Annotated in this window: 12 protein-coding genes and 2 pseudogenes; 5 read left to right on the forward strand and 9 right to left on the reverse strand. The window is 69.3% G+C overall.

Translation table 11 applies throughout. From position 1 onward, the window contains the following. Positions 1-1,597, forward strand: a 1,597-nt coding sequence (locus QMK30_RS35885) for an amino acid adenylation domain-containing protein (protein WP_283522543.1), incomplete at its 5' end; no start/stop codon positions are given. Here the strand turns inward: QMK30_RS35885 and QMK30_RS35890 are convergent. Next, positions 1,573-2,409 carry a putative nonproteinogenic amino acid hydroxylase gene (locus QMK30_RS35890; protein WP_283522544.1) on the reverse strand — a complete coding sequence of 279 codons (837 nt, stop codon included), beginning with the start codon at positions 2,407-2,409 and terminating at the stop codon, positions 1,573-1,575. The two genes, QMK30_RS35885 and QMK30_RS35890, sit on opposite strands and share 25 nt — an antisense overlap. Positions 2,410-2,607: 198 nt before the next feature. Here QMK30_RS35890 and QMK30_RS35895 point away from each other — a divergent pair, with 198 nt between their 5' ends. The 3 genes from QMK30_RS35895 to gntD are packed head-to-tail and all read left to right on the forward strand — an operon-like array spanning position 2,608 to position 12,382. Next, a complete protein-coding gene (locus QMK30_RS35895) occupies positions 2,608-9,696 on the forward strand; it encodes a non-ribosomal peptide synthetase (protein WP_283522545.1) in 7,089 nt (2,362 codons plus the stop codon). After that, complete coding sequence (locus QMK30_RS35900) at positions 9,686-11,308, forward strand: condensation domain-containing protein (protein ID WP_283522546.1); 1,623 nt, start codon at positions 9,686-9,688, stop codon at positions 11,306-11,308. Before QMK30_RS35895 ends, QMK30_RS35900 begins: the two co-directional genes overlap by 11 nt. Positions 11,309-11,344: 36 nt before the next feature. Next, a complete protein-coding gene (gene gntD, locus QMK30_RS35905; protein WP_283522547.1) occupies positions 11,345-12,382 on the forward strand; it encodes a guanitoxin biosynthesis L-enduracididine beta-hydroxylase GntD in 1,038 nt (345 codons plus the stop codon). A 242-nt stretch (positions 12,383-12,624) separates the two neighbouring features. Here the strand turns inward: gntD and QMK30_RS35910 are convergent, their stop codons facing one another. Both QMK30_RS35910 and rsgA read right to left on the reverse strand, forming a co-directional pair. Continuing rightward, entirely contained in the window at positions 12,625-15,114 is a 2,490-nt protein-coding gene (locus QMK30_RS35910; RefSeq protein ID WP_283522548.1) for a non-ribosomal peptide synthetase, read from the reverse strand. Positions 15,115-15,413: 299 nt separating this feature from the next. Next, on the reverse strand, positions 15,414-16,538 hold the full coding sequence (gene rsgA, locus QMK30_RS35915; protein ID WP_502963292.1) for a ribosome small subunit-dependent GTPase A: 1,125 nt from the start codon (positions 16,536-16,538) through the stop codon (positions 15,414-15,416). Positions 16,539-16,985: 447 nt separating this feature from the next. Here rsgA and QMK30_RS35920 point away from each other — a divergent pair, with 447 nt between their 5' ends. Then, a complete protein-coding gene (locus QMK30_RS35920) occupies positions 16,986-18,269 on the forward strand; it encodes a cation:proton antiporter (protein ID WP_283522555.1) in 1,284 nt (427 codons plus the stop codon). 243 nt (positions 18,270-18,512) lie between these two features. Here QMK30_RS35920 and QMK30_RS35925 read toward each other — a convergent pair whose 3' ends face one another. The 6 genes and pseudogenes from QMK30_RS35925 to QMK30_RS35955 all read right to left on the reverse strand — a co-directional run. Beyond that, on the reverse strand, positions 18,513-20,264 hold the full coding sequence (locus QMK30_RS35925; RefSeq protein ID WP_283522549.1) for an NAD(P)/FAD-dependent oxidoreductase: 1,752 nt from the start codon (positions 20,262-20,264) through the stop codon (positions 18,513-18,515). After that, entirely contained in the window at positions 20,261-22,051 is a 1,791-nt protein-coding gene (locus QMK30_RS35930) for a non-ribosomal peptide synthetase (RefSeq protein WP_283522550.1), read from the reverse strand. The genes QMK30_RS35925 and QMK30_RS35930 overlap by 4 nt, the downstream gene beginning before the upstream one ends. Before the next feature lie 237 nt (positions 22,052-22,288). Further along, positions 22,289-23,044 carry a thioesterase II family protein gene (locus QMK30_RS35935; protein WP_283522551.1) on the reverse strand — a complete coding sequence of 252 codons (756 nt, stop codon included), beginning with the start codon at positions 23,042-23,044 and terminating at the stop codon, positions 22,289-22,291. 61 nt (positions 23,045-23,105) lie between these two features. Next, the gene (locus tag QMK30_RS35940; protein WP_349362152.1) at positions 23,106-24,803 is read right to left on the reverse strand and encodes an MBL fold metallo-hydrolase; all 1,698 of its coding nucleotides are present in this window, start codon (positions 24,801-24,803) and stop codon (positions 23,106-23,108) included. A 592-nt stretch (positions 24,804-25,395) separates the two neighbouring features. Next, a pseudogene (locus tag QMK30_RS35945) lies at positions 25,396-26,625 on the reverse strand (citrate/2-methylcitrate synthase). Between the two features lie 88 nt (positions 26,626-26,713). Further along, positions 26,714-26,899: pseudogene (locus QMK30_RS35955) on the reverse strand (hypothetical protein); the annotation flags it as partial. Between the last annotated feature and the right edge of the window lie 64 nt (positions 26,900-26,963).

Genomic DNA, 26,963 nt, shown 5'->3' on the forward strand with positions numbered 1-26,963 from the left:
GCGGCCTCCCGGGCACGCCGGCCCCGTGGTGGAGACCGGCCTGTCCACGGTCCTGGAGCTGATCGAGCGGGTGGTGTCCTCGGACCCGCAGGCCCTGGCGGTGCGCGAGCCCGGCCGGAGAGTGACGTACGCGGAGCTCGACCGGCTGGCGGACACCGTCGCGGGCCGCCTCGTAGGGGAGTTCGGGATCGGTCGGGGTGACATCGTGCTGATCGCCGCGCAGGCGGGGGTCGACTTCACCGCCGCGGTACTGGGCACGCTGCGGGCCGGGGCCGCGTACCTGCCCGTGGACACGACCTACCCTCCCGAGCGCATCGAGCAGATCCTGCGGGCGAGCAGCGCGCGGCTGCTGGTCCTGGCCGATCCCGAAGTGGTGGGCTCCGCCACGCCGCGGGCTCGGGGGCGGACCGGCCTGGCGGAGCTGGTGGCTGCTGCGGGCCCTTCGGACGCCTCGGCCCCGGCGGCCGTCCGGGATCCTCCGGCGCCGGAGGATCCCGCCTATGTCATCTTCTCCTCGGGCTCCACCGGCGCCCCCAAGGGAATCGTCCAGACGCACCGCTGCCTGGCCAACTTCATCGCCTGGCAGGTGGACGGCTCCGGACTGGGGCGCGGGCGCAGGGTTCTCCAGGTGGCCCCGCTCACGTTCGACGTCTCCGTCCAGGAGATGTTCTACACCCTGGCCTCGGGTGGCTGCCTGTACGTGCCGGAGCCCCATGTACGACGTGATCCGCGGGATCTGATCGACTACGTCGTCGAGGAACGCATCGAGGTGGTGGACTTCCCGCAGTCGCTCATCGACGTGGTCATGACGCTGCCGACGAACTTCGAGCACGCTCCGGATCTGCGCCACATCATCAGCGCGGGCGAGACGGTCCGGGTGACGGAGCCTCTTGAGGAACTGCTGACGCGCCGGCCGGAGATCACGCTGCACAACCACTACGGACCTGCCGAGAACCACATGGTGGCCAGCCACTCGATGAGCGGCGCGGCGGACAACCTCGAACCGAGGCCACCGGTCGGCTCACTGGTGTGGAACACGTACGTCTATCTCCTGGACGAGAAGGGCGCACCGGTGCCCGACGGGGAGGTGGGGGAGATCTACATCGGCGGCGTGGGTGTGGCGCTGGGGTACACCGATCCCGAGCTGAGCAGCACCGCGTTCGTGCCCGATCCGTACCGACCGGGGGGCCGGCTGTACCGCACCCGGGACCGGGGGGTGTGGCGGGCCGACGACACGCTCCAGCTGCTGGGCCGGATGGACGACCTGATCAAGATCCGGGGCAATGCCGTGGAACCCCGGGAGGTGGAGGCACGGCTCACGGACTTCCCGGGTGTCCGGGACGCCGCCGCGTTCGCGGTGGTGCGGGCCGACGGGGCGGTGGAGTTGCACGCTGCTCTCACCGGTGACCCGCCGTCGGCCCCGGAGCTGCGCCGGGCGCTGCTCGACGTATTGCCCGACTACATGGTGCCGGTGCGCTGGTGGCTCGCGGACGGGCTGCCCGTCTCGCCCAACGGCAAGCTGGACCGCAAGGCCCTGCCCGGCCCCGGGGCTCAGCCCCTGTCCCTCGTTCCTCACCACTCGAACGCCTCCCGGTAACCCCGCTTCTCGATGCAGTACGTCCGGAATGCCCTGGCCTTGTCGGCCATCGCGTTGTCCCCGGTGCGCTCGGCGGCCTCGACGAACCAGTCGAACGCCGCCGTCGCATCGGACTGCCGGTCGAAGTGGACCGCGGCGAATCGCCGGAAGGCGGCGCGCATGGTGGACGTGGTCAGGCCGGCCGTGGAGGACAGCAGCTCCCCCATCTCGGCGTCCGAGACCGGCGGTCGCGAAACAATGTGGACGGGCTGTTCCGCGGGAACCGCATTCTTGACTTCAACCGGCTCGTCAGCACCGGCGAAATCAAGACAGAGAGAAAGCCTGGCGACTGGCGAGACACTCCGGGCGGAGTGCGGAACGGTCGTATGGATTTTCCAGACTTCGCCGCGCCGGAGGTGGTACACAATGTCGTTCTCGGAGTGCAGTGAATCCTCGTCCGTTCGCAACGGTATTTGAAGTCGCGTACCCGGATCGGTGAACTCAAGGAAGTCGATGTGTGGAGCGAGAATTCCATCACTGAGGCTGAATATGCGTACCCATTGCAGCCTTTCGAGGGGGAAGTTGTCGGTGACCACCGACATGATCCCCGGAAGCTTCCTGCCCAGCTCGGTGACGCCGAGCTGCCCCTCGTAGGGTCGGAAGGACGTGTCCTCCTCGCTCCCGCCGGAATTGGCCAGAACATGCGCAGACCAGGACCCGAACGTAAACGCGTCGTACTCGCCTCCGGCATCGTTCGCATCGATGGTCGAGAGCTCTTCGGCAAAGTCGTAGGAGTCGATCGGCAGCGTGGCGATCCTTTGTGATTTGAGCATGCGAAGTCCCGTCGATTGGTGAGTTCAGGTGAGTAATGAGCGCCGGTGATCGGCAATCCTAACGGCTTGAGGAAGGGAGGGCAATGATCGCCTACAGGCTTCCGATTAATGATTGACAAGATCTACTCCCCTTGCGCAGGATCTTCTGGTGCCGTCATGTTCGTGAGAATCATCGAGGCTATTGGGTGAGCGTGAGAAATGCTGAGTGACAGTGCCCTGAGTGAATCCTGGCTCGCCCGGTTGGCAGCCGGCCACGGAGTTCCCTTCCTGGATGTCGTGTCCCCGGCCGGAAGCACACCGGAATGTGTTATTGAGCCCGCCGTCACCCACCGGCTGGACGCCCTGACCGGCGGCGACGCGACCGGACTGCTGCTGCTGACCGTAGCGGCGGCGCGACTGGCACTGGCCGCCCTCGACCAGGAGTCCCGGCATGTGCTCCTGGTGCCCGCGCCCACCCCGTCGTCCAGGCGGACCGGTGGCGCGGACGCGGACGCGGCGCCACGGGAACTGGCGCTCTGCGCGCCCCTCGACCGGGAGGCACCGGCCGCCGCCTTCCTGACGGTGCTTCACGCCGAACTCGAATCCGCAGCGCCCCTCGCGTGGCACGACCGGGAGGCGGTCGTCTCGCGACTGCGGCTCGCCGGGGTGCCCGCAGGCCACGCTCTCGCCCGGCTCGGCGTCGTGTGCGAGGAGGCGGGCGGCAAGCTGTTGCAGCCGGTCGACCTGTGCCTGACCCTGCGGCGGACCGGGGACCGGCTGACCCTGTCCGCCGAGACGGGCGGCGCGATGCCGGTGGCAGCGGCGGCTCTGATCCGCTGTGCGGCGGCGGCCCTCACCGGCCTCGCACTCGACCCTCGGCAGCCGGTCGCCGACCTGGACGTCCTCGGCCCCGCCCAGCGCACCGAGTTGGCGCAGTGGTCGGGACTGCCCGTCATGGCGGACTTCCCCGACGCGACCCTCACCGGCATCGTCGACGAGGCCGCGGTCCGCGGTCCGGAGCGCGAGGCGGTGTCCGACGGCGCCGTGGTGTGGAGTCACCGGGAGCTGGCCCTGCGCTCTTCGCGCGCCGCGCGGTCGCTCATCCGTGACCACGGGGTGAAACCGGGCGACCGGGTGGCGCTGTTGCTGCCCCGGAGCCCGGAACTGGTGCTGTCCGTAGTGGCGGTGCTGAGGGCGGGTGCCTCGTTCGTCCCCCTCGACCCCTCCCACCCCCCGGTGCGGCTCGCCAGGCAGCTGCGCCTCAGCGGGGCGGTTTGCGCCATCTCCGCACAGGAGGAACTACCCGGCGACTTGAAAATTCCCGTGGTGTCCCCGCAGACACTGGCCACCGCCGACGACACCGACATCGGCATCGGGTCGGCGGCCGGACCGGGCCCCGACGACGAGGCCATTCTCTTCTTCACCTCCGGATCGACCGGACTTCCCCGTCCGGTGGCCCTCACCCATCGTCAGCTCGCCCACAAGACCGTCACCTCCGGGCGGCTCGTCGGCTTCGACGAGGAGAGCCGGTGCGCCCTGCTCTCGGCCATCTCATCCGACGCCCTGACATACCAGATCTTCACCACGCTCGCCTCGGGCGGCTGCGTGGTCCCCATGGGATCCCCCCAGGAACTCTCCCCCTCGGAGTTCTGGTCGTTCACCCGCCGCCTCCGCGTCAATGTCCTCAACTGTGTCCCCTCACTGCTCTCCGTCATGGCCGAGGGGCTGCCCGCGGATGCCGGGGAACAGATCCGCATCTGCCTGCTCGGCGGTGACGAGATCCCGGCCGGACTCCTGCCCCGGCTGGCGAGCCGGCTGCACGTGGGCATTTTCGCCAATCTCTACGGGCCCACCGAGGCCACCATCGAGGCGACCACCTTCACCTGCCCGGGATCCGACTTCCCCGAACTGACCACCGTCCCGGTCGGCAGGCCCTCCCCCGGCTTCGGGGTGGTGGTGCTCACCGCTCGCGGAGACCACGCACCGTCCGGCGTGCCCGGTGAGATCCATGTGCTGGGTCCCGGCGTGGCCCGCGGATACCTCGACGGCGAGCCCACGGGACCGGGCCGGTTCTGCGAGCTTCCGGCGTACCCCGGCATCAGGGCCTTCCGGACCGGCGACTTCGGCCGCTGGAACGACCGGGGTGAACTGGTCTTCCTGGGCCGCCGGGACAACCAGATCCAGATCCACGGCAACAGAGTGGAACTCGGCGAGGTGGAGGCGTCCCTCAGTTCCGTTCCCGGCGTCCTCGCCGCCACGGTCCTCCCCCTCACCGCTCCCACCGGGCCGCCCACCGTCGCGGCCGTCTACACCTCGAACGAGCAGCTCCAACCGGCCGACGTACGCGCCCGGTTGACCTTGCGGCTCCCGGGCTACATGGTCCCCGGCCGGATCCTGCGCGTCGACGCCCTGCCCATCACCCTGCACGGCAAGATCGACCGTGAGGCGGTCCTGGCGCGCATCGCGAGCCTGGACGGACAGATCTGGCAACCGACCGACGAGGCCGACCGGACCGTCGCCCGGATCTGGGCCGACGTGCTCGGCGCCCCGCCGCGCGCCGGGGACGAGGACCTCTTCGCAGCGGGCGGCCACAGCCTCACCGCCGCGGTTCTCGCGGGCAGGCTCGGCGCCGCCTCCGGAGGCGGCGCGATCACTGTCCGCGGGGTGTTCACGGCCCGCACGGCCGAGGGGCTCGGCGCGCTGCTGCGCGACACCGGGGCCGGCGGGCGTCAGGACCGCACGCCCCGTACGTCGTGGCCACAGACCCCGGGCCCGGTACCGGCGAGCAACGCCCAGCGCCGAATGTGGTTCCTCGAACAGTACGAGGGTGGGGAGCTGCGCCCGTACAACATGGTGGAAGCCTTCCGGCTGTCCGGCTCCCACGAGGCGGCCGACGTATCGGCGGCGCTGGAGCGGACCGTGGGCAGGCACCAGGCACTGCGTACCGTGTTCCGCGCCGAACACAACGATCTTCAGCAGATCGTGCTGGCGCCCGAGCGCGCCCGGCCCCGGCTGCGGGTCCACCGGACCGGAGCCGGGGAAGCCGCCGGGCTGCTGCGGCGGATCGCCGGCCAGGAGCAGCGCCACACCTTCGACCCGGCCGAGGGTCCCCTGCTGCGTGCCCACTGGCTGGTCGAGGACGGGAGCAGCGGCGGCACGCTTCTCCTCTCCGTCCATCACAGCATCTGTGACGGCTGGTCGTTCGCGGTGATCCTGCGCGATCTTCTGAGGTTCCTGAACGGGGCGGAGCAGGTACCGGAGCCCACGCAGTACGGCGCGTACGCGCTCGGGCAGCGCACCCGCCGGGGCGACGCGGAGGACTGTGAGTTCTGGCGGCGCACCCTGGAGGGCGTACCGGGCGTGGAGTTGCCACTCGACCGCCGCAGGCCGGTGGAGCGCGGATCGGCAGCGGGAACGGTCCGGCTGACGGTCGGGGAACGGACGAGCCGGTCCGTGCAGGAGCTGTGCCGGGAGCTAGGCACCACGTCGTTCACGGCGATGGTGGCCGCCGTCCGTGTCCTGCTGCTGCGCTGGAGTCAGGCTGACGACATCGTGCTCGGGACAGTCGTATCGGGACGCGACAATCCCGAACTGGCCGACTCCGTAGGGCTGTTCGTCAATACGGTGGCGCTGCGCACCCCGGTCGATCCGCTGCGCGGTTTCGCCGACCTGGTGACAGCGGTGGCGGCGCATGCGCAGGAGGTCCGCGCCCACGAGGAGTACCCCTTCGAGGACCTCGTGGAAGCGATGAGGGCCGAGCGGATCACGGGACGCAACCCGATCTTCGACGTGCTGGTCGAGGCCGCCGTCTCCGGTACGGACCCACTGGGCGCCGAGGAGGGCGCGGCGGCCGAGCACATCCGGCTGGACTCCGGGGCGGAAGGGTTCGACCTGGCCTTCAGCTTCACCGAACCCGGCCCTGACCGCCCGATCGAGGTGGCGATCACCTACCGCGAGGACGTACTGGACGCGGGCACCGTGCACCGCATGGCCGGACAGCTGGACCGCGTCCTGACCGCTCTGGTGGGCGATCCGTCCGACCCCGTCGGTGCGGTCCCCCTGTTGCCCGCCGAACAGCGCGACGCACTCATCGCGACGGGTACCGGGGAGAGCCTTCCCGCCGCGGTAACGGCGGGAACCCTGCTCGACCTTGTCGGCGCGCAGGTACGGTGTGCGCCCGGGGGGCGAGCCGTTGTCTGCGGCGAACGCGTCCTGACCTACCGCGAACTGGACCGCAGGGCCGACGTCCTCGCCGCCCGGCTCGCCGCGGCGGCGCCGACCGGTCCCGACCGCGTGGTCGCCGTACTGTGCGACCGTTCCGAATGGATGCCGGTCGCGCTGCTCGCCGTCCTCAAGACCGGCTCGGCCTTCCTCCCCCTCGATCCGCAGCAGCCGGCGGCCCGGCTGGCTGCCGTACTCCGCGACAGCGGCGCGGTCGCCGCCGTGACGTCGGCGGAGTTCACCCGGATCGCGGCCGACGAGGGCCTTCCCACGGTGACCGCCGCCGACCCCTCCGGGGTGGATCAGGCCCGGGACGAGCCACAGGAACCCCCGGCCCGCCCCACCTCCGGCCCCGCCGATCTCGCGTACGTCGTCTACACCTCGGGGTCCACCGGAGCGCCCAAGGGCGTCATGGTGGAGCACCGGGGCATCGTCAACTCCGTCCAATTCCGCATCGACCACTACGGGCTCGATGCCGACGGCGCGGTCCTCCAGGTGGACCCGATCCACGCCGACGCCGGCATCGCCGACGTGTTCAGCGCCCTCGGGTCGGGTGCGCCCATGGTGATCGTCACCCGGGATCAGCTGCTGACGCCGGAGGCGGTGGCCGCGGTGATGCGGCAGCACCCGATCCGCCATGTGCTGCTCGTACCGAGTCTCTACCAGATGCTGCTCGACGAGGTCGGGTCGGCGTTCCACGGGGTACGCCAGATCGCGCTCGGCGGAGAGCGGGTGACCCGGGCGCTCGCCGCCCGCCACGCCGAACTCCTTCCCGGCGTGCAGCTGTTCAACGAGTACGGTCCCGCCGAGGACAGCGTCGTGACGACGGTGGAGCCGGTGGGCCCGACGGAGGTCGCGGGCACGCCGGACCGGCGGGTCCCGACAGCGTCCGGCGACGCCTCGATCGGCCGACCGCTGCCCGACAAGTGGGTGGACCTGCTCGACGCGCGGGGTGAGCTGGTGCCGCTGGGTGCTCCGGGTGAGCTGTGCGTCGGCGGGGCCGGGCTGGCCCGCGGTTACCTCGGCGACGCGGAGCTGACGTCCGCCCGCTTCGTCCCCAGCCGGGTGCGCCCGGGAGAGCGGATGTACCGCACCGGCGACCTGGCCCGCCGGCTGCCCGACGGGCGCCTGGAGTACCTGGGAAGGACCGACGACCAGCTCAAGGTCCGGGGCAACCGGGTCGAGCCCAACGAGGTGGCGGCAGTCCTCGCCGAAGCCCCGGGCCTGCGCAATGCCGCCGTGGTCCCCGTGGACGGCCCCGACGGCGAACCACGGCTGGTCGCCTATGTGGTCGGGGAGTCGGACCCGGCGGTGCTCCGGCAGTACCTGGCGGGGCGGCTGCCCGCGTACATGGTGCCCGTCGCCTTCGTGCGCCTCCCCGCCCTCCCCGTGGCCGCCGGCGGCAAACTCGACCGACGGGCGCTCCCCGCGCCCGCCGATGCCCTGTCGGACGCGGACTCCCCTGTTGCCGCCCTCCCGTTCACGGAGGCCGAGCAGCACGTCGCGGACGTGTGGGCGCAGGTCCTGGAGCGGCCCGTCGCCGACCCGGACGCGAACCTGTTCGAGTTGGGCGGGCACAGTCTGTCCGCCGCGCGCATCGCACACGCGCTGCGGGTCCAGGTGCGTACTGTCTTCACCTTCCAGACCGTGCGCGCGCTGACCGCGGCCATCGCCGGACAGTCGACCGACGCGGGCACGCAGTACCCCCCTGCCGCGGGCCGGTCCGCGGCAGGCGGCTTCCTCCCGCTGTCCCGGGCTCAGCGCCGCGTCTGGCTGACCTCCCGGTGGGCAGGCTCGGACACCTTCATCATCTCCGACCTGGTGCGCCTGGGGCGCCGGATCGATGCCGACGCGCTCCGCCGCGCCCTTGAGGCCGTCGTCGAGCGGCAGGACATGCTGCGGGCGCAGGTCCTGCCCCGGGGGACGGAGGCGGAGCTGACCGTACTTGAGCGGTTGCCGGACGGTGCGCCGCTGGTCGTGGTGGATCTGCCGGGCGCCGATCCTTCGGGCCCGGAGGCCACGGCCGCGCTGTACGACGCGCGGCATGCCAGTTTCGCGCTGGAACGGGCACCACTCTTCGAGGTGCGGCTGCTCGCAGGGATCGACGGCGGCGACCTGCTCACCGTCACCGCACACCACCTGATCTACGACGGCGCCAGCGTCGACGTACTGCTGCGCGACCTCTTCGCGGCCTATGAGCAGATCCTGGCCGGGGAATCGACGCGGCTGCCCCGGCTCCCCTACACCTACCAGGAGTGGGTCCGGGAGGAACAGGAGTGGCTGGCCGGACCGGAGGCCGAGCGCCAGGTGGAGTTCTGGCAGGAGCGGCTGCGCGGCATCGTGGAGGGGCCCGATCCCGTGGACCCGGCTCGACGACGACGCCGCCGGGGCCGGACCGGACTGGTCCGCAGGACTGTTCCCGCGTCCCTGCTCCGCGATGCCCCGGCGACTCCGTTCGCACAGGTGGTGACGGCATTCGCCACCACCGTGCACCAACGCACCCGGGCCGCGGACCTCGTTGTCGGCTTCGCCGCGGGGCTCCGGCACCGGCCCGAGGCCGATGCCCTGATCGGCTATCTGGTCAACGCGGTGCCCTTGCGGGTCACCTTCGACGGCGAGGTCACCGCGAGGGACCTGCTGCCCCGGGTCCAGAGTGGGATCGTCGAGGCGTACGAGTACTCCCGGCTGCCGTTCGACGTCCTTGCGGAACGGCTGGCCCTGCGCGCGGGCCCGGGCCGCAGTCTGCTGCTCGACCTCGGCGTGAGCTGGGAGAACGCGGGCCTGCGGCCGGGGAGCCAGGTGGTCGAGGACCTGCTGGCGCACGATCTGGCCGCCACCAGTGACCTGTGGCTGTACGCGCGGGTCAAGGGCGAGGAGCTGCACCTCGACCTCACGTACGACGACAACCTGCTCGACGAGGCCGAGGCCGGCGCCTACGCCGATCACATCGCCCGTGTGCTGCACGGCCTGACCTCCGGTCGGGTCACACCGGCGGCCGGTGGCCCAGCACCGGCCGCACCCCCGCCCACGTCCCGGAACCCCTCCGCAACCGGTTCTGTTTGGAGTGACACGCACTATGAGTTCTGACCCCGATCCGACGCAGCGCCTGTGCGTGCTGTTCGCCGGCGCACTGGAACTGGACCACGTCACCCCGGACACGGACTTCTTCCTCGCGGGCGGACACAGTCTGTCGGCCCTGACACTCGCCGTGGCCGTGGAGGACGCCTTCGGGGTACGGGTCCGCGTGCGGGACATCTTCGACGCCGCCACCCCGGCACTCCTCGCGGCCCGGCTGGACGGAGTCGGTCCCACAACCACCGAACCTGCCGACGTCGCGCCGCTTGTACCGCGGCAGCGGGACGCCGAACCGCTGCCCGGTACCGAGGTCGCCGACGCGACCCGCTGGCTGTGGCTGGAGCGACAGCGCGGGGACGGCAACTCCGGCGCCTATACGGTGCCCTGTCTGCTGGACGGCGCCGGCCCCGTGGACGTCGACCGGTTGGCGGGCGCCCTGGCCGCCGTGGCACGGCGCCACCCGGCGCTGCGGACCGTGTTCGTCGAGGCACAGGGGGCCCCGCGTGCGGTGGTCACCGACCGCGTCCCGCCGTTCGAGGTGGTCGACCTGCGGGCGCGCCACCTGAACGCGGGCCGGTTCGACGCATTGGTGAACGAACGCGTCGAGGCGCCGTTCGACCCGTCGACGGGGCCGCTCGCACGCACCACCCTGTTCCTCTGTCCCGGCGGCCAGTGGTCACTGCTGCTGGTCGCGGATCACCTCGTGTGCGACGGACGCAGCCTGGAGATTCTCGCGGCCGAAGCCGTTGAGGCTTACGCGGACCCGGTGTCCGGCGTTGTCCAGGAGCCGGCCGGTGAGCCGCGGAAGGTGCCGCCCGCCGACCGCGCGACGGATCCGCGGGCCGCCCTCGACCACTGGCGCCACCTGCTCCTCCCCGCCCCGGCGCCGCTCCCGCTGCCGGTGCGGGGTCCGCGTACCCGTCCGGTCGGCGGCACCACGGCAACCGCTGTGGAAGAGATCGGTCCTGACGTGCTGGAACGGCTGACGCACCTGGGCAGGCGGCACCACGCGGGCCCGTTCGCGCCACTGGCCGCCGCCGTGGCGCGAACCCTGGCCGGGGTCACAGGCAGTACGGACATCTGTCTGGGCACGGCCGTGGACCGAAGGGCGCGGCTCGGCAAGGAGAAGGAGGTCGGCTTCCATGTCGCGACGGTTCCGCTGCGGTTGGAGGTACGCGACTCGATGTCCGCGGAGGATCTCGTACGTCAGGTCGCACGGCGCACGATGGACGCGGTGGACCACAGCGAGGTGGCCTTCGACGCGCTCGTCGCGGCTCTGGATCCACCGCGGTCCCCCGGGCGGATGCCGTTCTTCGACGTCTGGGCGGCGTTGTACCCCCGCATCGACACCGGCCCGTGCCCGCCGGGCGGTATCGCCCTGAGTGGCGGTCCTGTACCGGTGCGCGTCGGCATGTTCGAGCTGTCCTTCCAGTTCGTGGAGCACGCGCGGGGGATGCGGCTGGTGCTGCAGTACGACACCCTGCGCTACGCCGCCGACACCGCCGAGCGGATGGTCAGGCGGCTCGGCGAGGAACTGACGCACCTCCTGCACGACCCCGCGGAGCCCGCACCCGAGCCGGCGCCCACGGAACGGACCTTCAGTGGCTTCCACTTCGACGCCTGACCCGGCCCTTCGCCCCTGCCCATGAGGAGAAGCATCATGACGACGTCAACGAACACCCGGACCGGGACGGAGCTCCGACTGACCGCGGCCGAGGCCCGGCAGGTGTCCGAACTGACACTGCGACTGTCCGAGCAGTACGTCGCGGCCGACGACGAACGACTGCTCCAGGAACTGCCGTCGCTCACCGACGGGCTGCCCGGGCGGATCCGGCGGTTCCTGCGCGCCTTCTCGCTGGACCAGGCCCAGGGCTTCTGCTCGGTCAGCGGGCATCTGGTCAACAACGAGCGCATCGGCCGTACCCCCGTGCACTGGAAGGACGAGCAGCGGGTCCATCACGAACTGCCCGAGGAGATCATGATCCTTCTCTACAGTTCGCTGCTCGGCGAGCCCTTCGGCTGGGCCACCCAGCAGGACGGCCATCTGGTCAACGACGTGTTCCCGATACGCCAGTACGAACGCGAACTGCTGGGCACGGGCAGCAAGACGCCGCTGACCCTGCACACCGAGGACGCCTTCCACCCGTACCGCGCCGACTACATCATTCTCTCGTCGCTGCGGAACCCGGACTCCGTCCCGGTCACTGTCGCGGAGGCGGACTTCTCGGTACTGCCCGACGACGTGCTCGACATCCTCTTCCAGAGCCGGTTCCACATCGTTCCCGACAAGTCGCACCTGCCGGAGAACAACACGGTGCACAGCGAGGAGGACCGGCTGGTCTTCGAGAACATCACGCGACTGATCAACGGTCTCGGTCTCGTGCCCGTGCTGACCGGCTCCCGGTCCCACCCTCTGCTGTGCTTCGACGCGACGCACATGTCGGCGCCGGAGGGGGACCCCGAGGCCGCACGGGCCTTCGCGGCGGCGGAGCGACTGCTTCAGGCCAACTTGACGGACTGCCCGCTGGAGGCGGGCAGTTGTGTCTTCATGAACAACCACCAGGTGGTGCACAGCCGTAGTGCCTTCGAGGCGCGCTACGACGGCACGGACCGCTGGCTCAAGCGAGTCAACGTGACCCACGACCTCCGTAAGTCGCGGGCCATGCGCCGATCCGTCGGCTCCCGTCTGATCGGCTGATCGACTCCCGGCTGATCGGCCCGAGTCGGCCGACGGGAACGGCGCGGTCCACTGCTCCATGGACCGCGCCGTTCCCGTTTCCGCACACGGTCCGGCGGTCGCTCCGGGTGTACGGATGAACTGCCGCCAGGTCGGGCCGTGATCCCGCCGGGCGGGCGGGGTACCGCGGGGTAATTACCGCGGCACCCCACGTCGGGCGCCGACCATGCGCAGCACCCGAGGCGGGTTGTGGTTCAGGCCCTTCAGCCGGCCGCGCGGCCGGCCTCCGCGCGTGCCCGCTCCTGGGGTACCGGCTCGGCCCGCCGGACCAGTTCGGTGACCTCCCGGACGGTGGGCGTCTCGAAGAAGTCGCCCATGTCCACACTCACGCCCAGCTGCTTCTCGATGCCGTCGAGGACGGAGATCGCGAGCAGGCTGTGCCCGCCCTCCTCGAAGAAGTCGGTGTCGGGACCGGTGGGGCCACAGCCGAGAACCTCCCTGAAGATGTTCCCGACCGTCGCCTCCAGCTCGTCGCCGTCCGTTTCCACCTGCGACTGCGAAGACACCGATGGGGACGCCGACGCCGGCTCGGGTGCCGTGGTCGTGTACGGCTCGGAGCGACGGGTCAGGGCCTCCCGGTCGATCTTGCCGCTCACCAGCCTGGGCAACTCGTCGACCAGTGTGAAGTAGGTCGGGATCATCGCGGGCGGCAGTCCGGTGGCAGCCCGCGCCCGGATCTCCTCCACGGTGGTGCCGACGACCTTCAGCCAGGCGGCCAGCGCCGGTGCGCCATCGGCGCCGCTCGTCACCGTCACCGCCGCCTGCTGGACCCCGGGCAGGAGGGCGAGCACGCTCTCCACCTCCCCCGGCTCCACCCGGTGCCCGCGGATCTTCACCTGGTCGTCGGCCCGCCCGGCGAACTCCAGCATTCCGTCCGGGCGCCACCAGACGAGATCCCCGGTGCGGTAGCTCCGTGCGCCCGGTGCGTCGGGGTCGGCGACGAATGCAGCGGCCGTCAGCTCCTGGCGGTTGCGGTACCCGACCGCCAGGCCGTGCCCCGCCAACCGAAGCTCTCCGACGAAGCCGACGGGCAGGGGTCGGCCGTCGGGCCCGGTCACGGTGGCGACGGTGTTGCTGATGGGCCGCCCGATCGGCACGCCGGGTCCGGCGTCGGTGCCGTGGTCGAACGCGGTCGCGCCGACGGAATTCTCTGTCGGACCGTACTCGTTGACCAGCCTGACCCCGCCAAGCAACTCGTGGTGCCGGCGGACCAGATCGGCCGTCGTGGCCTCACCCGCCACCGTGACCAGGCGGAGCGTCGCCGCGACGCCCGCGAGCTCGTGCAGCAGGACCCGGTAGAGGCTCGGGACAGTCGTCAGATGGGTGATCCGGTGCTGTTCCACCAGCTCCGCCAGCTGACGAGGCAGCAGCCTGTGCGTGTCCGCCAGCACGATGCGTCCACCGGAGGCCAGTACGGGGAAGAGGTCGGCCACCGAACTGTCGAAGGCCAGGGACGGCAGCTGTAGCAGCCTGGTGTCGAGGTCCAGGCCGTGGTTGCCGAGCTTCCAGTGCACATAGCTCGCGATGGCGCGGTGCTGTATCTCCACGCCCTTGGGCCTGCCGGTCGACCCCGAGGTGTACACCACGTACGCGAGATCGTCAGGGAACGGCCCGGACTGCTGGGGATCGCGGCCGTCCGCTTCGTGGCCGACTGCGGACCGGATGTCGATCACCGGAGCCGAGAGCCCTGCGGGCAGCTCAGCGAGCATGTCGGGCGCGGCGAGAACGGCGCAGCACTCGGCGTCGTCGAGGATCTCGGCCAGCCTCGCGGCCGGTGAGTGGGGGTCGAGCGGTATATAGGCCGCTCCGGCGATCAGGGTGCCCACGATCGCCGGAACGGCATGGATCGACTTGCCGGTGAACAGCGCCACCCGGTCGCCCCGGCCGATGTCCGAGGCCCGCAGTCGGGCCGCGACCGCCTCTGCCGCCTGCCAGAACTCGCCATAGGTGAGCGTGTCGGCACCAGCAACGACCGCCGTGCGGTCGGGGTGCTTGCGGACCATGGCCTCGATCGGCGCCGTCAACGTGGTGGTGGCGAAGGCGAGTTCGAAACCGTACCGGCCGAACCCGGTCGATGTCGCCACATCCTCCGGTCCGGCCGACGGCAGGGCCGCGACGGTACTTCGGGGGTCGGTGAATCCGGCCAGCACACCGGCCACCGAGCGCAGCAGGACCTCCAGGAACCATACGTCGGTGAGCTCCGGGGCGGCCGCGGCCCGCAGCTCACGCTCGCCGTCCGCTCCGGGCTCGGTCAGCGTCAGTTCGATGGACTCCCGGTGGGACGCACGGGCGGCGAGGTCCCCACGGACCCGGGCCGAACGGACCAGCACGGCGCCGGTGAGCGCTGCCCCCGCATCGGCCACGACGGCTGCCGTCCGCAGTGACGCGTCGACGGCCATGACCAGATCGGCGACGGTGGCCTGCGCGGCAAGTCCGACTCCGGACAACACCGGCCCGGTCGGCCCTTCCACGGCGACCATCGGCTCGTTGGTGTGCTCGGCCGAGCCGATCACCACCACCGTCGCCGCGGTGAGGCCGACCAACTCCTCCAGGGGCCGCCCGCCGGAGACCTTGGCCAGGCCGTCGATGGCGGCCGTCGTCAGCGGCAGCACTGCCCGGGACGGTGTGGGCTGCGCGGAACCCAAGCGCCGCGGGCGGATTCTGGTGGCGGGCACAGCAAAGTCAGATGTCATTTGCGCATTCCCTTACTCGGGGGAGAAAGAAGATGACTGCCCGCCGGCGCCGCGGCGTTCTCCTCAACGCGTGAGCGGCAACCGCCTTCGAACACCACGTCGGGCGGGCGCATGCGCGCCCATCACTGAGCGCGGGCCGCCGAACGGCCCGTGTATCGCACGCAGGCCGCGGCAGGGCCACGTACCGCAGGGGCACCCGCCGCGACACCACAGGGTGGCTCCACGCCTACCGTGCCTGCGCAGCGGCGGGCCGGGGGCCTCGTCCGTACGTCGGCCGCCGACCGGGCCCTCGCCTCGTGTCAGCCACGCTTCGCGATCATGTTGGCCATGCCTTGCTTGCCCTGCGCCTTCAGATCCTTGAGTCGATCCTGACGCAGTCGCGCGTCACTCCGCGAGGCGATCCACTCGTTCTCGCGGACCAGCTTGCGGTAGCTGTCCAGTCGGCGCTGCGGCAGCATGCCGTCCTCGATGGCTTCGACCACCGCACAGCCCGGTTCCGCGAAGTGCTCGCAGTCGCGGAACCGGCAGTCCTCGGCGAGCGCCTCGATTTCTGAGAACACCTGCTGCAGACCGTCGGAGGCGTCATACATGCCGACCCCGCGAACACCCGGGGTGTCGATCAGCACACCACCGCCGGGCAGGGGCATCAGCTCGCGGGTCGTCGTGGTGTGGCGTCCCTTGCCGTCGCCCCTGGTCTTCTGGACGTCCATGGCGGAGCGGCCGAGCAGCGCGTTGGCGATGGTTGACTTGCCCGCGCCCGACTGCCCGACCAGGACGTTCGTCCCCGACAGACAGGCTCCGAGGATATCCATACCCTCCCCGGTCGTGGCGCTGACCACCAGGACATCCACCCCGGGCGCGGCCTGCTCGACCGTCTCGCGGACGGCGTCCGCGTCCTCTGCGAGGTCGGACTTGGTGAGGACCATCAGCGGCTGAGCTCCGCTCTCCCATGCGAGGGCGAGGAACCGCTCGATGCGGCCGAGGTCCGGCTCGGCGTCCAGGGACACCGCGATCGCGATGGTGTCGACGTTGGCCGCGAGCACCTGTCCCTCGGAACGCTGGGAAGCGCTGGAGCGGACCATGGCCGTCCGGCGCGGCAGCAGGGCCTGGACATACGTCCCGGCGGCGCTGATCGAGACGGCGGCCCAGTCACCCGTACACGGCAGCCGCATCGGGTCGGGGTCAGCGACCGGTCCGGTGTCGGCGTGCACGACGGATACCGCGGAGTCGCCGTCGGCGATCACCACGTCGCAACGGCCACGGTCGACCCGAACGACCCGCCCGGGTACGGACGAGCCGTCGGTCACAGAGGTGAAGATGTCATCGAGTTCAGTGGACCAACCGTAGGCTTCCAGCGGCCGGGGGTAGACCGAATCAGCCGATACCGATGAGTGACGCAACGCGATGAGCCCTTCGGGAGGCATTCCAGGCCGGGGGCGCATGTCGAGGATGCACGGCCTGGACAAGGGGGCGGAGATGGGGGCTTGTTCTCCAGGGCGCCGCTCTGGCGGTGGCGATCAAAAGGCTCGCTCCTACCTCGCCCGACTCCGACGCACCAGGCATTGAACAGACTTGACGCTACGACAGCCCCGGGGCGACCCGCAACACCTTTCGTCGGCGAGCTGGCACAAGTTTCGATCAGGTCGTGCCAAGCCCCTTTGACAGAGATCACCCTCGGTTAGAGTCAGCGAACCACCCCCGCAGCACCAGCGTCGAGTTCCACTCCGCCGGGGGCGGCCACTTGCCTCAGCGCGGGCGTCCCCAGCCTGGTCAACAAGGTTCGGGCCGCCCGATCCACCGCACGCAACCATCCGTTTGCGGAACCGATCACAGGGGAATGTGTGAGCCCGGACGAGACCATTACCCACCTCATGGGAGCCACCGCGGTCATTCTGGTGGCGGCCAACGGCGCGGGTTTGTTGGCACGAAAACTTGGACAACCTTCCATCGTCGGTCAGTTGATCGCAGGCATCGCCCTCGGCCCGAGCCTGCTGTCCCAACTCCCGCCCGAAGTGGGCGAAACCCTGTTCCCGGCCGAGATCACGCCGATGCTCACGGCGCTGGGCCAGGTCTCGCTGGTCCTCTTCCTCTTCTTCGTCGGTTACGAGCTGAATCTGAGCCTGCTGCGTGGCCGGTCCCGGTCCACGCTGACCGTCGCGACGGCCGCATTCGCAGTCCCGATGGTGGCAGGCGCGGGCGCGGCGCTCCTCTTTCACGGGACGCTGGAGAAGCTCGGCATACCCGAGGATGTCTCGGTACGCTCGATCCTCTTCCTGGCCGTCGCGCTGTCGATCACGGCCGTGCCGGTCCTGATCGTCGTAGTGCGGGAGAACGGTTTGGCCGGCACCGTGGCCGGAGTCATCGCCGTGTCCGCCGCCGGGCTGATCGACGTTGTCGGCTGGGCCGTCCTGCTCGGCACCATCATGGAGAGCGGGGACGGGTCCGGGATGTCACTCCCCCTGCGACTGGTCCTGTTGGTGGTGACCATCGTGGTGATGGTCTGGCCGGCCCGACTGCTGCTGCGTCGGTTCATGCGGTCCCCCGGCGTGTCCTCAAGTGCCCGGCTGGCGGTACTGATCACCTTCGCCTTCGCCGCGGCCTGGGTGACCAGCGCGCTCGGCCTGCATGTGATCTTCGGGGCGCTGCTCGCCGGGGTGGTCACACCGCGCGAGCCGGACGGCACCCTCAACCCGGACCTGGTGCGCTCGCTGGACGGTATCGGGTCGCTGCTGTTGCCGTTCTTCTTCGTGGTCTCGGGCCGGAGCGTCTCTGTCGGGGCACTGGAGGGCACCGCGATATCCGTCCTGGTGGGCGTCACTGTGCTGGCGGTCGTCACCAAGGTGGGTTCCGGCGCGCTGGCCGCCCGCATGTGCCGGTTGGACAACCGGACGTCGATGACGATCGGGGTATTGCTGAGCACCCGCGGATTGACGGAGCTGATCGCCCTCAACGCGGGTCTCCAGGCGGGCTTGTTGAGCGCTCCGCTGTACACCGTGCTGGTGCTGATGGCGATCGCCACCACGCTGCTGACGCAGCCTCTGCTGGTCCTGGTCCAGCGTATGTGGCCGAACAAAGACCGAGCCACAGGCCCCGGCCAAACCGGTGTCCGGGACGACTCCGGGCAGCCTGTGGCTGCTGGGCGCCCGAAGACCTGACCTAGCTCCTGCTGCTGCTCCTACTCCTGTTCCTGAGAGGCGGAGGGAGAAGTGTCCCTCCGCCTCTCGCCTCTTCGGCCTTTGCATCGCCGTGACGAAGCCCGCGGACGCACCCCCACCAGTCCAGTGCCTGCGGCCCACATCGGCCACGGGCGTGACCGGCTGGACAGCACAGCCGCTCGCCCCGGACAGTCGGACTGTCCGGGGCGAGCGGCTGAAGCCTGGTGCCACAGGAGCGGGAGGCTACTTCCCGACGGCTGACGAGGTGCGGTAGAGGCTCCGCAGCTCCTCTTCCAGGGCCTTGACCTCGTCCAGCCGGGGCCGGCTTTTTGGCGCGAACAAGCCGTCCTGCTCCCAGCGCTGCGGGTCCAGGCTCAGCGCCGAGACATTGAGCCAGCCACGGGAGCGGATCTCCTCCAGGCGCTCGGGCAGGGCGTCCTCAAGAGCAAGGTAGAAGATGACGTGGGCCAGTTCCTCAATGCGGTCCAGGCCGTCGCGCACGCTCACGAGCACCGTGCCGAAGGTGGGTGTCTCGGCGCCGGGCAGGTTCTGCGTGAAGAGGCGGGCGAGCGTCGGCAGGTCGTCGTAGTAGTCGATGTAGTCAAAATCGAAGACACCGCGGTAGCTGCGCGCCCAGGCCTGGAACAGGTTCATGATGGTGCCCTGGGTCGACACCGCGTGCGCGCCCAGGGAGCTGAGCGTCGTGCTCGCCGACTCGTCCAGGTAGGTCTTCCCGTAGAACTGCGGGTCGGAGAACGACCACCCGACGTAGTAGTCCCAGATGGTCTTCAACGACATGATCACGGCGTTGTCGTGGAACGCGTAGGAGCCCTGGATGTTCAGGGTGAGTCCCTCCGCCAGCGAGAGGAACCACCGGTTGGCGTATCGCACGAAGCCCTCGCCGAAAGTTTCCGCGTGGTCCCGGCCGATCATCTCGGTCACGAAGCCGTTGGCGTAGCCGATCAGGTTCGACCCGACCGAGTAGTAGGGGTCGGCGAAAACCCCGGCGTCCCCGACGCACGCCCAGCGCTCGTGCGAGAAGACCTGCTGCGAGGAGTGGCTGTAGTTCTTCAGGACGCGGAAGTCGAGGACCGGCAGCTCGCGGATGGCGGGGTCGAAGCCCGGGACGCGCTCGACCACGAAGTCGATGGCTTTCTCTATCCGGTTGAAATTGGTGACCGGGTGGAGCTCGTCGGACACCACGATGCCGACGCTGGTGTGGTCGGGGGCCAGCGGGATGGCCCACACCCAACCGCCCTCGAACATGAAGTGGTTGGTGGAGTGCCAGCGCTGCTCGTGGATACGGTCGTGCCAGTCGGTCTGGTCGGCATCGACTGCCTTGTCGGTGTCGAGTCGGCCTTCGAGCCGGAACCAGACCGAGTTGTGCGGCTTGGGATACCGCTTGGCGAGGCCGAGCTTGCGCTGCAGCAGCCGGTGGCGGCCGGTGGCGTCGACAACCCAGCGGCAGGTGACGGTGGTCTCCTGGCTGCCTTCCTCGTCGGACTGGTAGGTCACCCGGTGCGCGGCGTCCTGCTCCCCGAGGTCGATGCCGAGAACCTTGACGCCCTGCGTCAGCACGGCCCCGGTGCCCTCCACCACCACGCGCAGGTGTTCCTCCAGGGAGCCCCGGTTGAGTTGGTAGGACTTCGCCGGGAGGAATCGGTTGACACCGAACTCCGCCTCCTCGTGGAGACCGGAGCCGCCCCCGTAGAAGTATCGGAGGCCGAGCTTCTCCAGGTGTTCCTCTTCGAGGTAGTCGCGCAGACCGATGGTCTCGGCGAAGTAGTGCGCGCCCACCTCGACCGTCGACTCGCCGACCTTGAACGCGGACAGAGGGATCGGTGAACGCTCGCGCTCGCAGACGAGGACGGAGAGCGACGGGTGCTCATCCTTGAGTTGCTTGGCCAGGCAGAGCCCGGCCAGGCCGCCGCCCGCGATGACCACGTCGTAGTCGACACCGGCGAACATGGAATCAGTACCGCTTTGCCTGCTCAAGATGTACCCGCCTTGTCGTTCTGTCGGTTCTCGATGATTCGGGCCAAGCTGCGGATGGTCCGGCCCGTGTAGGCGGCCGAGTTGTCCAACTGCACCCCGAGCCGCTCCTCCACGCCGGAGACGAGATCCATCACGCTGAGGGAGTCTCCGCCAAGGTCGAAGAAGTCGTCGTCCAGGCCGATGCTGAGTGGCGCGAAAAGCTTCTGCCAGATCTCCAGGAGCACGGCCTCGGCCTCCGTCGCCGGCTCCGGTGCGGGGCCGCCCTGACCGGAGATGTCCGCGTACAGGGCCGCCAGGGCCGCTTCGTCGACCTTGCCGTGGCCGGTGAGGGGCACGGCGTCGATCGGGATGATCGCGGACGGGACCATGTACTCCGGCAGGTTGCCCTGCGCGAGCGCGTGGAGCCGGTCGACGTCCCGGGCGGCGGGCCCCAGGACGAAGGCGATCAGCAGGGGCGTCGCGGAGTCCGTGTCCCGGCGCAGAAGGTGGACGTGGCCGACCGCGTGGTCCTTCGCCAGGATCTCGGCCACGTGGCCCAACTCGACCCGGCGGCCCCGGATCTTCACCTGCCCGTCCCGGCGCTCGATGAACTGGAGATTCCCGTCCTCGCGCAGCCGGACGATGTCCCCCGTCCGGTAGACCCGCTTTCCGGCGGCCGGGGGCGCCGACGGGGTGAAGAATCGCTCCGCGGTCAGCTCGGGATTGCCCAGGTAGCCCCGGGCCAGTCCGGCCCCGGCCAGGTAGAGCTCCCCGGTTCCGCCCGGTTCGACGGGCGTGCCCTCCTCATCCAGGACGAACGCCTCGGTGTGGGCGATCGGCTTGCCGATGAGCACGCTCGTATCGGTGGCGGCCAGCGGATGGACGGTGGAACAGACCGCGTTCTCGGAGGGTCCGTATTCGTTGAACAGCCGCACCTCCGGGAGGTGGCGGAAATGCTCACGGGTCAGACTCGACGTGAACCACTCGCCTGCGATCGTCACACTGCGCAGGGATTTCGTCGACCGGGAATCGATACTGCCGAGAAGGCGCTTGTACAGCGCGGGGGTGACGAGGAAATGAGAGACGTTCCGATGCTTCATCAGGCCGGTGAGGTAATGCCGGTCGGTGACCCGGTCCCGATGGGGCAGGAGCAGCCGCACACCGGATGTGAGGGCGCAGAAGGTGTCCGCGACAGAACTGTCGAACGACGGTCGCGGAATTGCCAGCGTCACATCGTCAGGACCGAATTCGTAATAGGAATTGCGCCATTTCACCGTGTTGACGATGGCGCGGTGCTCGACGGCTATCCCCTTGGGAGTGCCCGACGTGCCCGAGGTGTAGATCACGTAGGCGAGGTCGGACACCGCCGACGCCGGTTCGGGGTCGGAGTCCGGGGTGTCAAGGGCGGCGCCCATGACGTCCAGCACGAACAGGTCACCGTCGAAGAAGGCCGCTCCCGCCGCCGCCGATGACTCGATCACCATCGCCCTGGGCGCCACGTCCTCGACGATACGGTGCGTCACGCCGGGCGGGTTGTCCGGGTCCAGGGGGACGTACGCGCCGCCGGCCTTGAGGACGGCGAGCATGGCGGTGATCACATGCGCCGGATGCCGTACCAGGATCACCACCCGGTCGTCCGGACGGACGCCGCTGGTGTCCCGCAGGTGGTGCGCCAGTCTGTTGGCCCTGCGATTGAGTTCGGCGTAGCTTATGCATTCGCCTTCGAATTCCAGGGCGATATTTCCCGGCACCCTTCGGGCGCACTCCTCAAAAAGGAGATGAAGGGTCCTCGGATCGTCATTGCTCATCGACAAACGCTCCCCCTGTGGCACTATCCTGAATTCTCGGCTCCGGTAGCCTAACCGTTACCGATCGGGCGATCAAGAGGGCTTTTCTCTGTTCTACGAGGTAATTTCGGGAAGGAAATCCGGTCGCGGCGGGATCCATGGCAAGGAAAAGTCTGGGCATGTCCGTCGGCAACGTCGGGCCCCATTGCCTCCACATACTCCGGGCCGACACCGGAAGCACCTGGACAGTGCTGCGCCCTAAACCTTGAGGGCACGGACGAGCGCGCCGATCGTCGCGGCCGTCGAGGCCTGCGGGAAGAAGTGCCCGCCCGGTACCGGCGTGACCTCGAAGGGCCCCGCGCACAGCCGCCGCCAGGTCGAGGCCCCTTCCTCGGTCAGCACGGAATCCTCGTCCCCGTACATGACCGTGACCGGTGCCGTGATCGGTGGCCTGCCGGCGGGGGGCCGGTAGGCCGCGTGCGCGGTGAAGTCCGCGCGAAGCACCGGGAAGAGCCACTCGCGGAACCCGGGGCGGGCAAGTCCGGCCGGGTTCGCGCCGAGCCGCTTCCAGAGCAGTTCGATCTCGTGATCGTCACTGGGGGGATGCAACGTGGTCTCCCCCGGGGCGGCTGCCGCCAGCACCACCAGACGCGCCGGCGGGCGCCCTGCCACAGTCAGCCGGTGCGTCAGTTCGTAGGCCAGGCTGGCGCCGAAGCTGTGCCCGACCAGGATCAGCGGATCCGGGAGCGCAAGCACGTCCGGCAGCACATCCGCTATCAGCTCGGCCACCGATCCCAGAAGGTCCTCTTGCCCGCGCTCCTCGCGTCCGGGCGCCACCTGGGCGTAAAGATCGAGCCGGTCGGGGAGCAGCCGCCGCCAGGGCGCGAAGCCGGTCGCCCCTCCCCCCGCATGTGGAAAGCACACCAAGGTGGCGTGTGGGGCGTCGTCCGCGCCCGGCCTCGGCGGACCGAAACGGCGCAGTGGCGCGTTGCCGCGATCGGCGTTGCTCTGCATGTGCACACCACCCAAGAGGACCTACGGCGAGTACGGCAGGGAAGGGCGTTCCGGTCGCCGCCTATTGCTCGGTCGGGCCGAGGGCGGGCCAGGTGCGCTCGGCCTGATCACGGAGGAGTTCGGCGCCGATGCCGCGTTGAGCGCTGAGCTCGGTGAGAACGGTGGCTTGTTTCACCGGTTCGGCCTCGGGGTCGTAGTCGGAGCCGGTCAGGTGCTTGAGCCAGGGTTCGAGACCCATGGCGTAGGCGTAGACATGTTGTGCGTTCAGCTGTTGGGCAAGCTGGTCGGCCTGGGCGGCGTTGCTGCCCTTGAGGCGTCGGCCGGCGTTGTGGTCGCGCGGGAGTTTGGATTCCAGAAGTGGCCCGTAGAGCCAGTTGAGGGGGGCTCCGACGCATTCGAGGCCGATGAAGAGGGCATCGAGAGGGGGCGTGGTGAGGTGGGGAATGTTGCTGTAGAGGGCGGGTTCGAGAGGGGTGATGTCGGTGGCGAAGAGGAAGGTGCGTCCACTCGCTTTGACCAGGGGGACCATTTTGGTGCGGATGTCGAGGTCGGCGTGTTCGCCCAGGAAGGGGAGGGCGGTGATCTCGACATGGTTGTTGATGTGGTGGGTTTCGAGCTCGGACAGTTCCTGGACATGGGGAAAGCCGAGGGCGTGCAGCATCGTCTTGAGGCTGGGGTCGGGCAGGGATCCGCCGGAGGCACGGGGGACGAGGATCGTGCCTATACGGGTGCGGAGTTGGAGGAGGGTTTCGAGGGAGAAGTGGTCGGAGTGGAAGTGGCTGATGACGACGGCGTCGATGTGTGTGGGGAGGTCGTCGAAGGTGAAGTGGCTGTGGCCGTCGTCGGTGTACCCGATAAGGGGGTCGAGGAGGACGGAGGTGGTGTCGGTTTCGATGAGCACGGTTGCGTGGTTGAAGTAGCGCACCCGTACGTCTCCGGGTGGGGGCGGGGTGTGGGGCGCCGGCGGGGTGTCATGGAAGAGCGCAGTGAAATTCAAGGTGTCGGCGTCGGGGATGCCGAGGCGTGCGGCGAGTTGGGGGACATCGACGGGGGTGGTGCGGGCGGTGAAGAGCTCGTCCCACAAAGGTGAATCAAAGGGCAGGTTGATGTCGAGACGGTCGGGGGTGGGCAGGACGGGGCTGCTGTATACGAAGGGCTGGGGAACTTGTGCGGGGCTGAGAGAAACGCACTGACCGTGGCGTTCGTAGGCGGCGGAGGTGTACATCAGTGGCTCAAAAAATCGGAAGGAAGGGCGGTGCGCGGTGTCGTAGACAAGTTCGACACGTCCGCGGAGGGCTTCGGGCACTCGGGGGTAAAGGGGTTCCATGGGCCCACCGAGGGCGTTCTCACGCAGAAGAGTGCGGAGTTGGTCAATGTCTTCGGCGAGTTGGAGCCTGGCCTGGCCGTCCTTGGCCATGGTGTCCCGGACGGCTTGGACATCCTCGCGACTGGCACCTTGGGGGTCCAGGAAGGGAGCGCCGTAGCGGTGGGGGTCCGCGGTGACCGACTCGTGGATGTGAGGGGCCTTCAAGTAACTGTCCACGATGGGAAGAAGACGGTCTCGCAGATTGAGGGCGCCGGTGTGTGGTGCCAGTAGGTAAGGCCATGCGTACCAACGGTGCAGCAGCGGCTGCGCAACCACGGAAGGGCGAAGGTAGAGCTTCTGGTCTGCCGGCACGGTACTTCCCTCACTGGTCGAGGATGTCGGTGGGTAGGGGCTCCCGGCACGAGCGAGTGTGTGCGCGTGAAGAGGAGTCACAAGGCGCAGGGGTGTCCGGCCTTGGGCCTGGAGGAGATGTTCGGGCCACCGGGTACGCGGTGGTCATGCCGTCCGTGTGTGTCTGTCTGAGGTTGAGTCAGCCCCCTGACCTTTCGGCGAGCTCTCGGCGCGTTTCATGTCTATCACAGTCGGCAGATCATGAATCGGGCATTTTTGGCCGACCAGTTGCGTACTGATCGTGCCCGATGATGCATCTCCAACTTCGATCCCACGAGTGGTTCAAGACGAGTCCCCAGTGAGATGGATTACACAGAGCCCAGTCACGCGACCGTGCTTCACTGAGCTCTTCCAACTCACGCGCGGGTATACACGGCCCCTTCGAACATTCATTGTTTCTACATTTGTGATGGGTGGTCAGATGTCTTTTACGGTAAAAGTGTCGATGTGGAGGACTTGCAGCGGGCGTGGGCGATGTGGGAGCGGCGCTCGAAGTTCCGTACGGGGCAGACGTTTCGAAACGTAGCGGCCGGTTTTCGCCCCTCTGACGTTCCGCACCTGAACGCGTGACGCCGGCAGTACTCAAAGCACTGTCGGCGCGTCGCGGGACACCGGGATCGAGCAGGACCGCCGGTCAGGAGGCCGTGGGCACGGCTCGCTGGTCCGGCCCGTCGTAGGAGGCCAGGGGGCGGATGAGTACGTTGTGGGCGAGCTGTTCCATGATGTGGGCGGTCCAGCCGGCGATGCGGCTCATCACAAAGATGGGGTGAAGCTGGGATGTCGAAACCCATGATGTGGTAGGCAATCCCCGCCGGATAGTCGAGGTTGGGGTGGATGCCCCTGCGGGTGACCATGGTGTGCCGCAGGGCGGCGTGCGGTGTGGCCAGGCGGGTGGCTTCGGGGTTGCCCGCGCGGACGACGAGCCGGTCCATGGCTTCCTGCATGATCGGGACGCGTGAGTCACCGTGTTTATATACGCGATGGCCGAAACCCATGATCTTTCGCTTCGAGGCCAGTGCTTCGTCGAGCCATTCCGCGGCCTGTCGCGGGTCGCCGATCTCGTTGAGCATGTGCATCACGGCTTCGTTGGCACCGCTGTGCAGAGGCTCTTTGAGGCGCCTATGGCCGCGGTCACGGCGCTGTAGAGGCTGGAGAGCGTGGAGGTGACGACGCGGGCCGTGAACGTCGGCGCGTTGAAACTGTGTTCGGCGTAAAGAATGAGAGAAATCTCGAAGCAGCGGACCACTTCGGGCCCGGGAACCCGGCCGAAGCACATGTATAAGAAGTTTTCGGCGTAGCCGAGGTCCGCATCGGGCTGGATCGGGGCGGGTCCGCGCCGCCTGCGGTGATCCGCCGCGACCGCGGTCGGCAGCTTCGCGAGGAGCGCGAGGGATTTGGTCCGGTTGGCGGCGGGGCTGCGGTCCTCATCGACGGCGCCCATCGCGAGCCGGACGAGGGTGACGGGGTAGAGGGCGATGTTGTAGCCGAGGTTCTCCAAGGTGGTGGCGCTCAGCACGGGGCCCTTGTCGAATTCGGTCATGTTGGCGAGAAACGGTACGTCGATGGCCTTGCGGAACGCTGCGAACTGGGCTTCGTCGGGCGGCGCTTCGGGAAACACCGCGTCGGCGCCGGCATACGCCTTCGTCCGCTCGATCGCCGCGGGCAGGCCCTCGACTCCGCGGGCGTCCGTGCGGGCCATCGAAAGGAAGGCGTCGTCCCGGCGGGCGTCGGACGCCGCCCGGATCCGCTGGACCATCTCGTCGGGTGCCACGAGCGTCTTGCCGTCGAGTTGGCCGCACCGCTTGCCGCCGGTCTGATCCTCCAAGTGCGGTCCGGCGAGCCCCGCGTCCTCGAAGAGCTGCACGGTGCGGGCCGCGTTGACGGGTGCCCGGAAGCCCGGTGTCGGCGTCGATGAGGACCGGCAGGTCAGTGACGCGGGTGACCTGCTGGGCGCGTGCGGCGATCTCGGTCGATGCGGTCAGCCCGATGTCGGGCAGGCACAGCTCGGCGGCGAGGACGGCTCCGCAGAGGTAGGCAGCCTCGAATCCGTGTTCCTCGATCAGCTTCGCCGAGTACGGGTTGACGGCTCCTGGGTCGCCCACCCCAGGCTTGTGCCCGTCTGTCTCGGCCGCCCGCACGGTATGGGCGGAACTTCCGCAGCCCTGAGGTGAGTCGGGGGGCGGGGGGGGGGGGGCGAGCCCC

This window comes from Streptomyces sp. H27-C3, assembly GCF_030063415.1.
Taxonomy (GTDB): Bacteria; Actinomycetota; Actinomycetes; order Streptomycetales; family Streptomycetaceae; genus Streptomyces.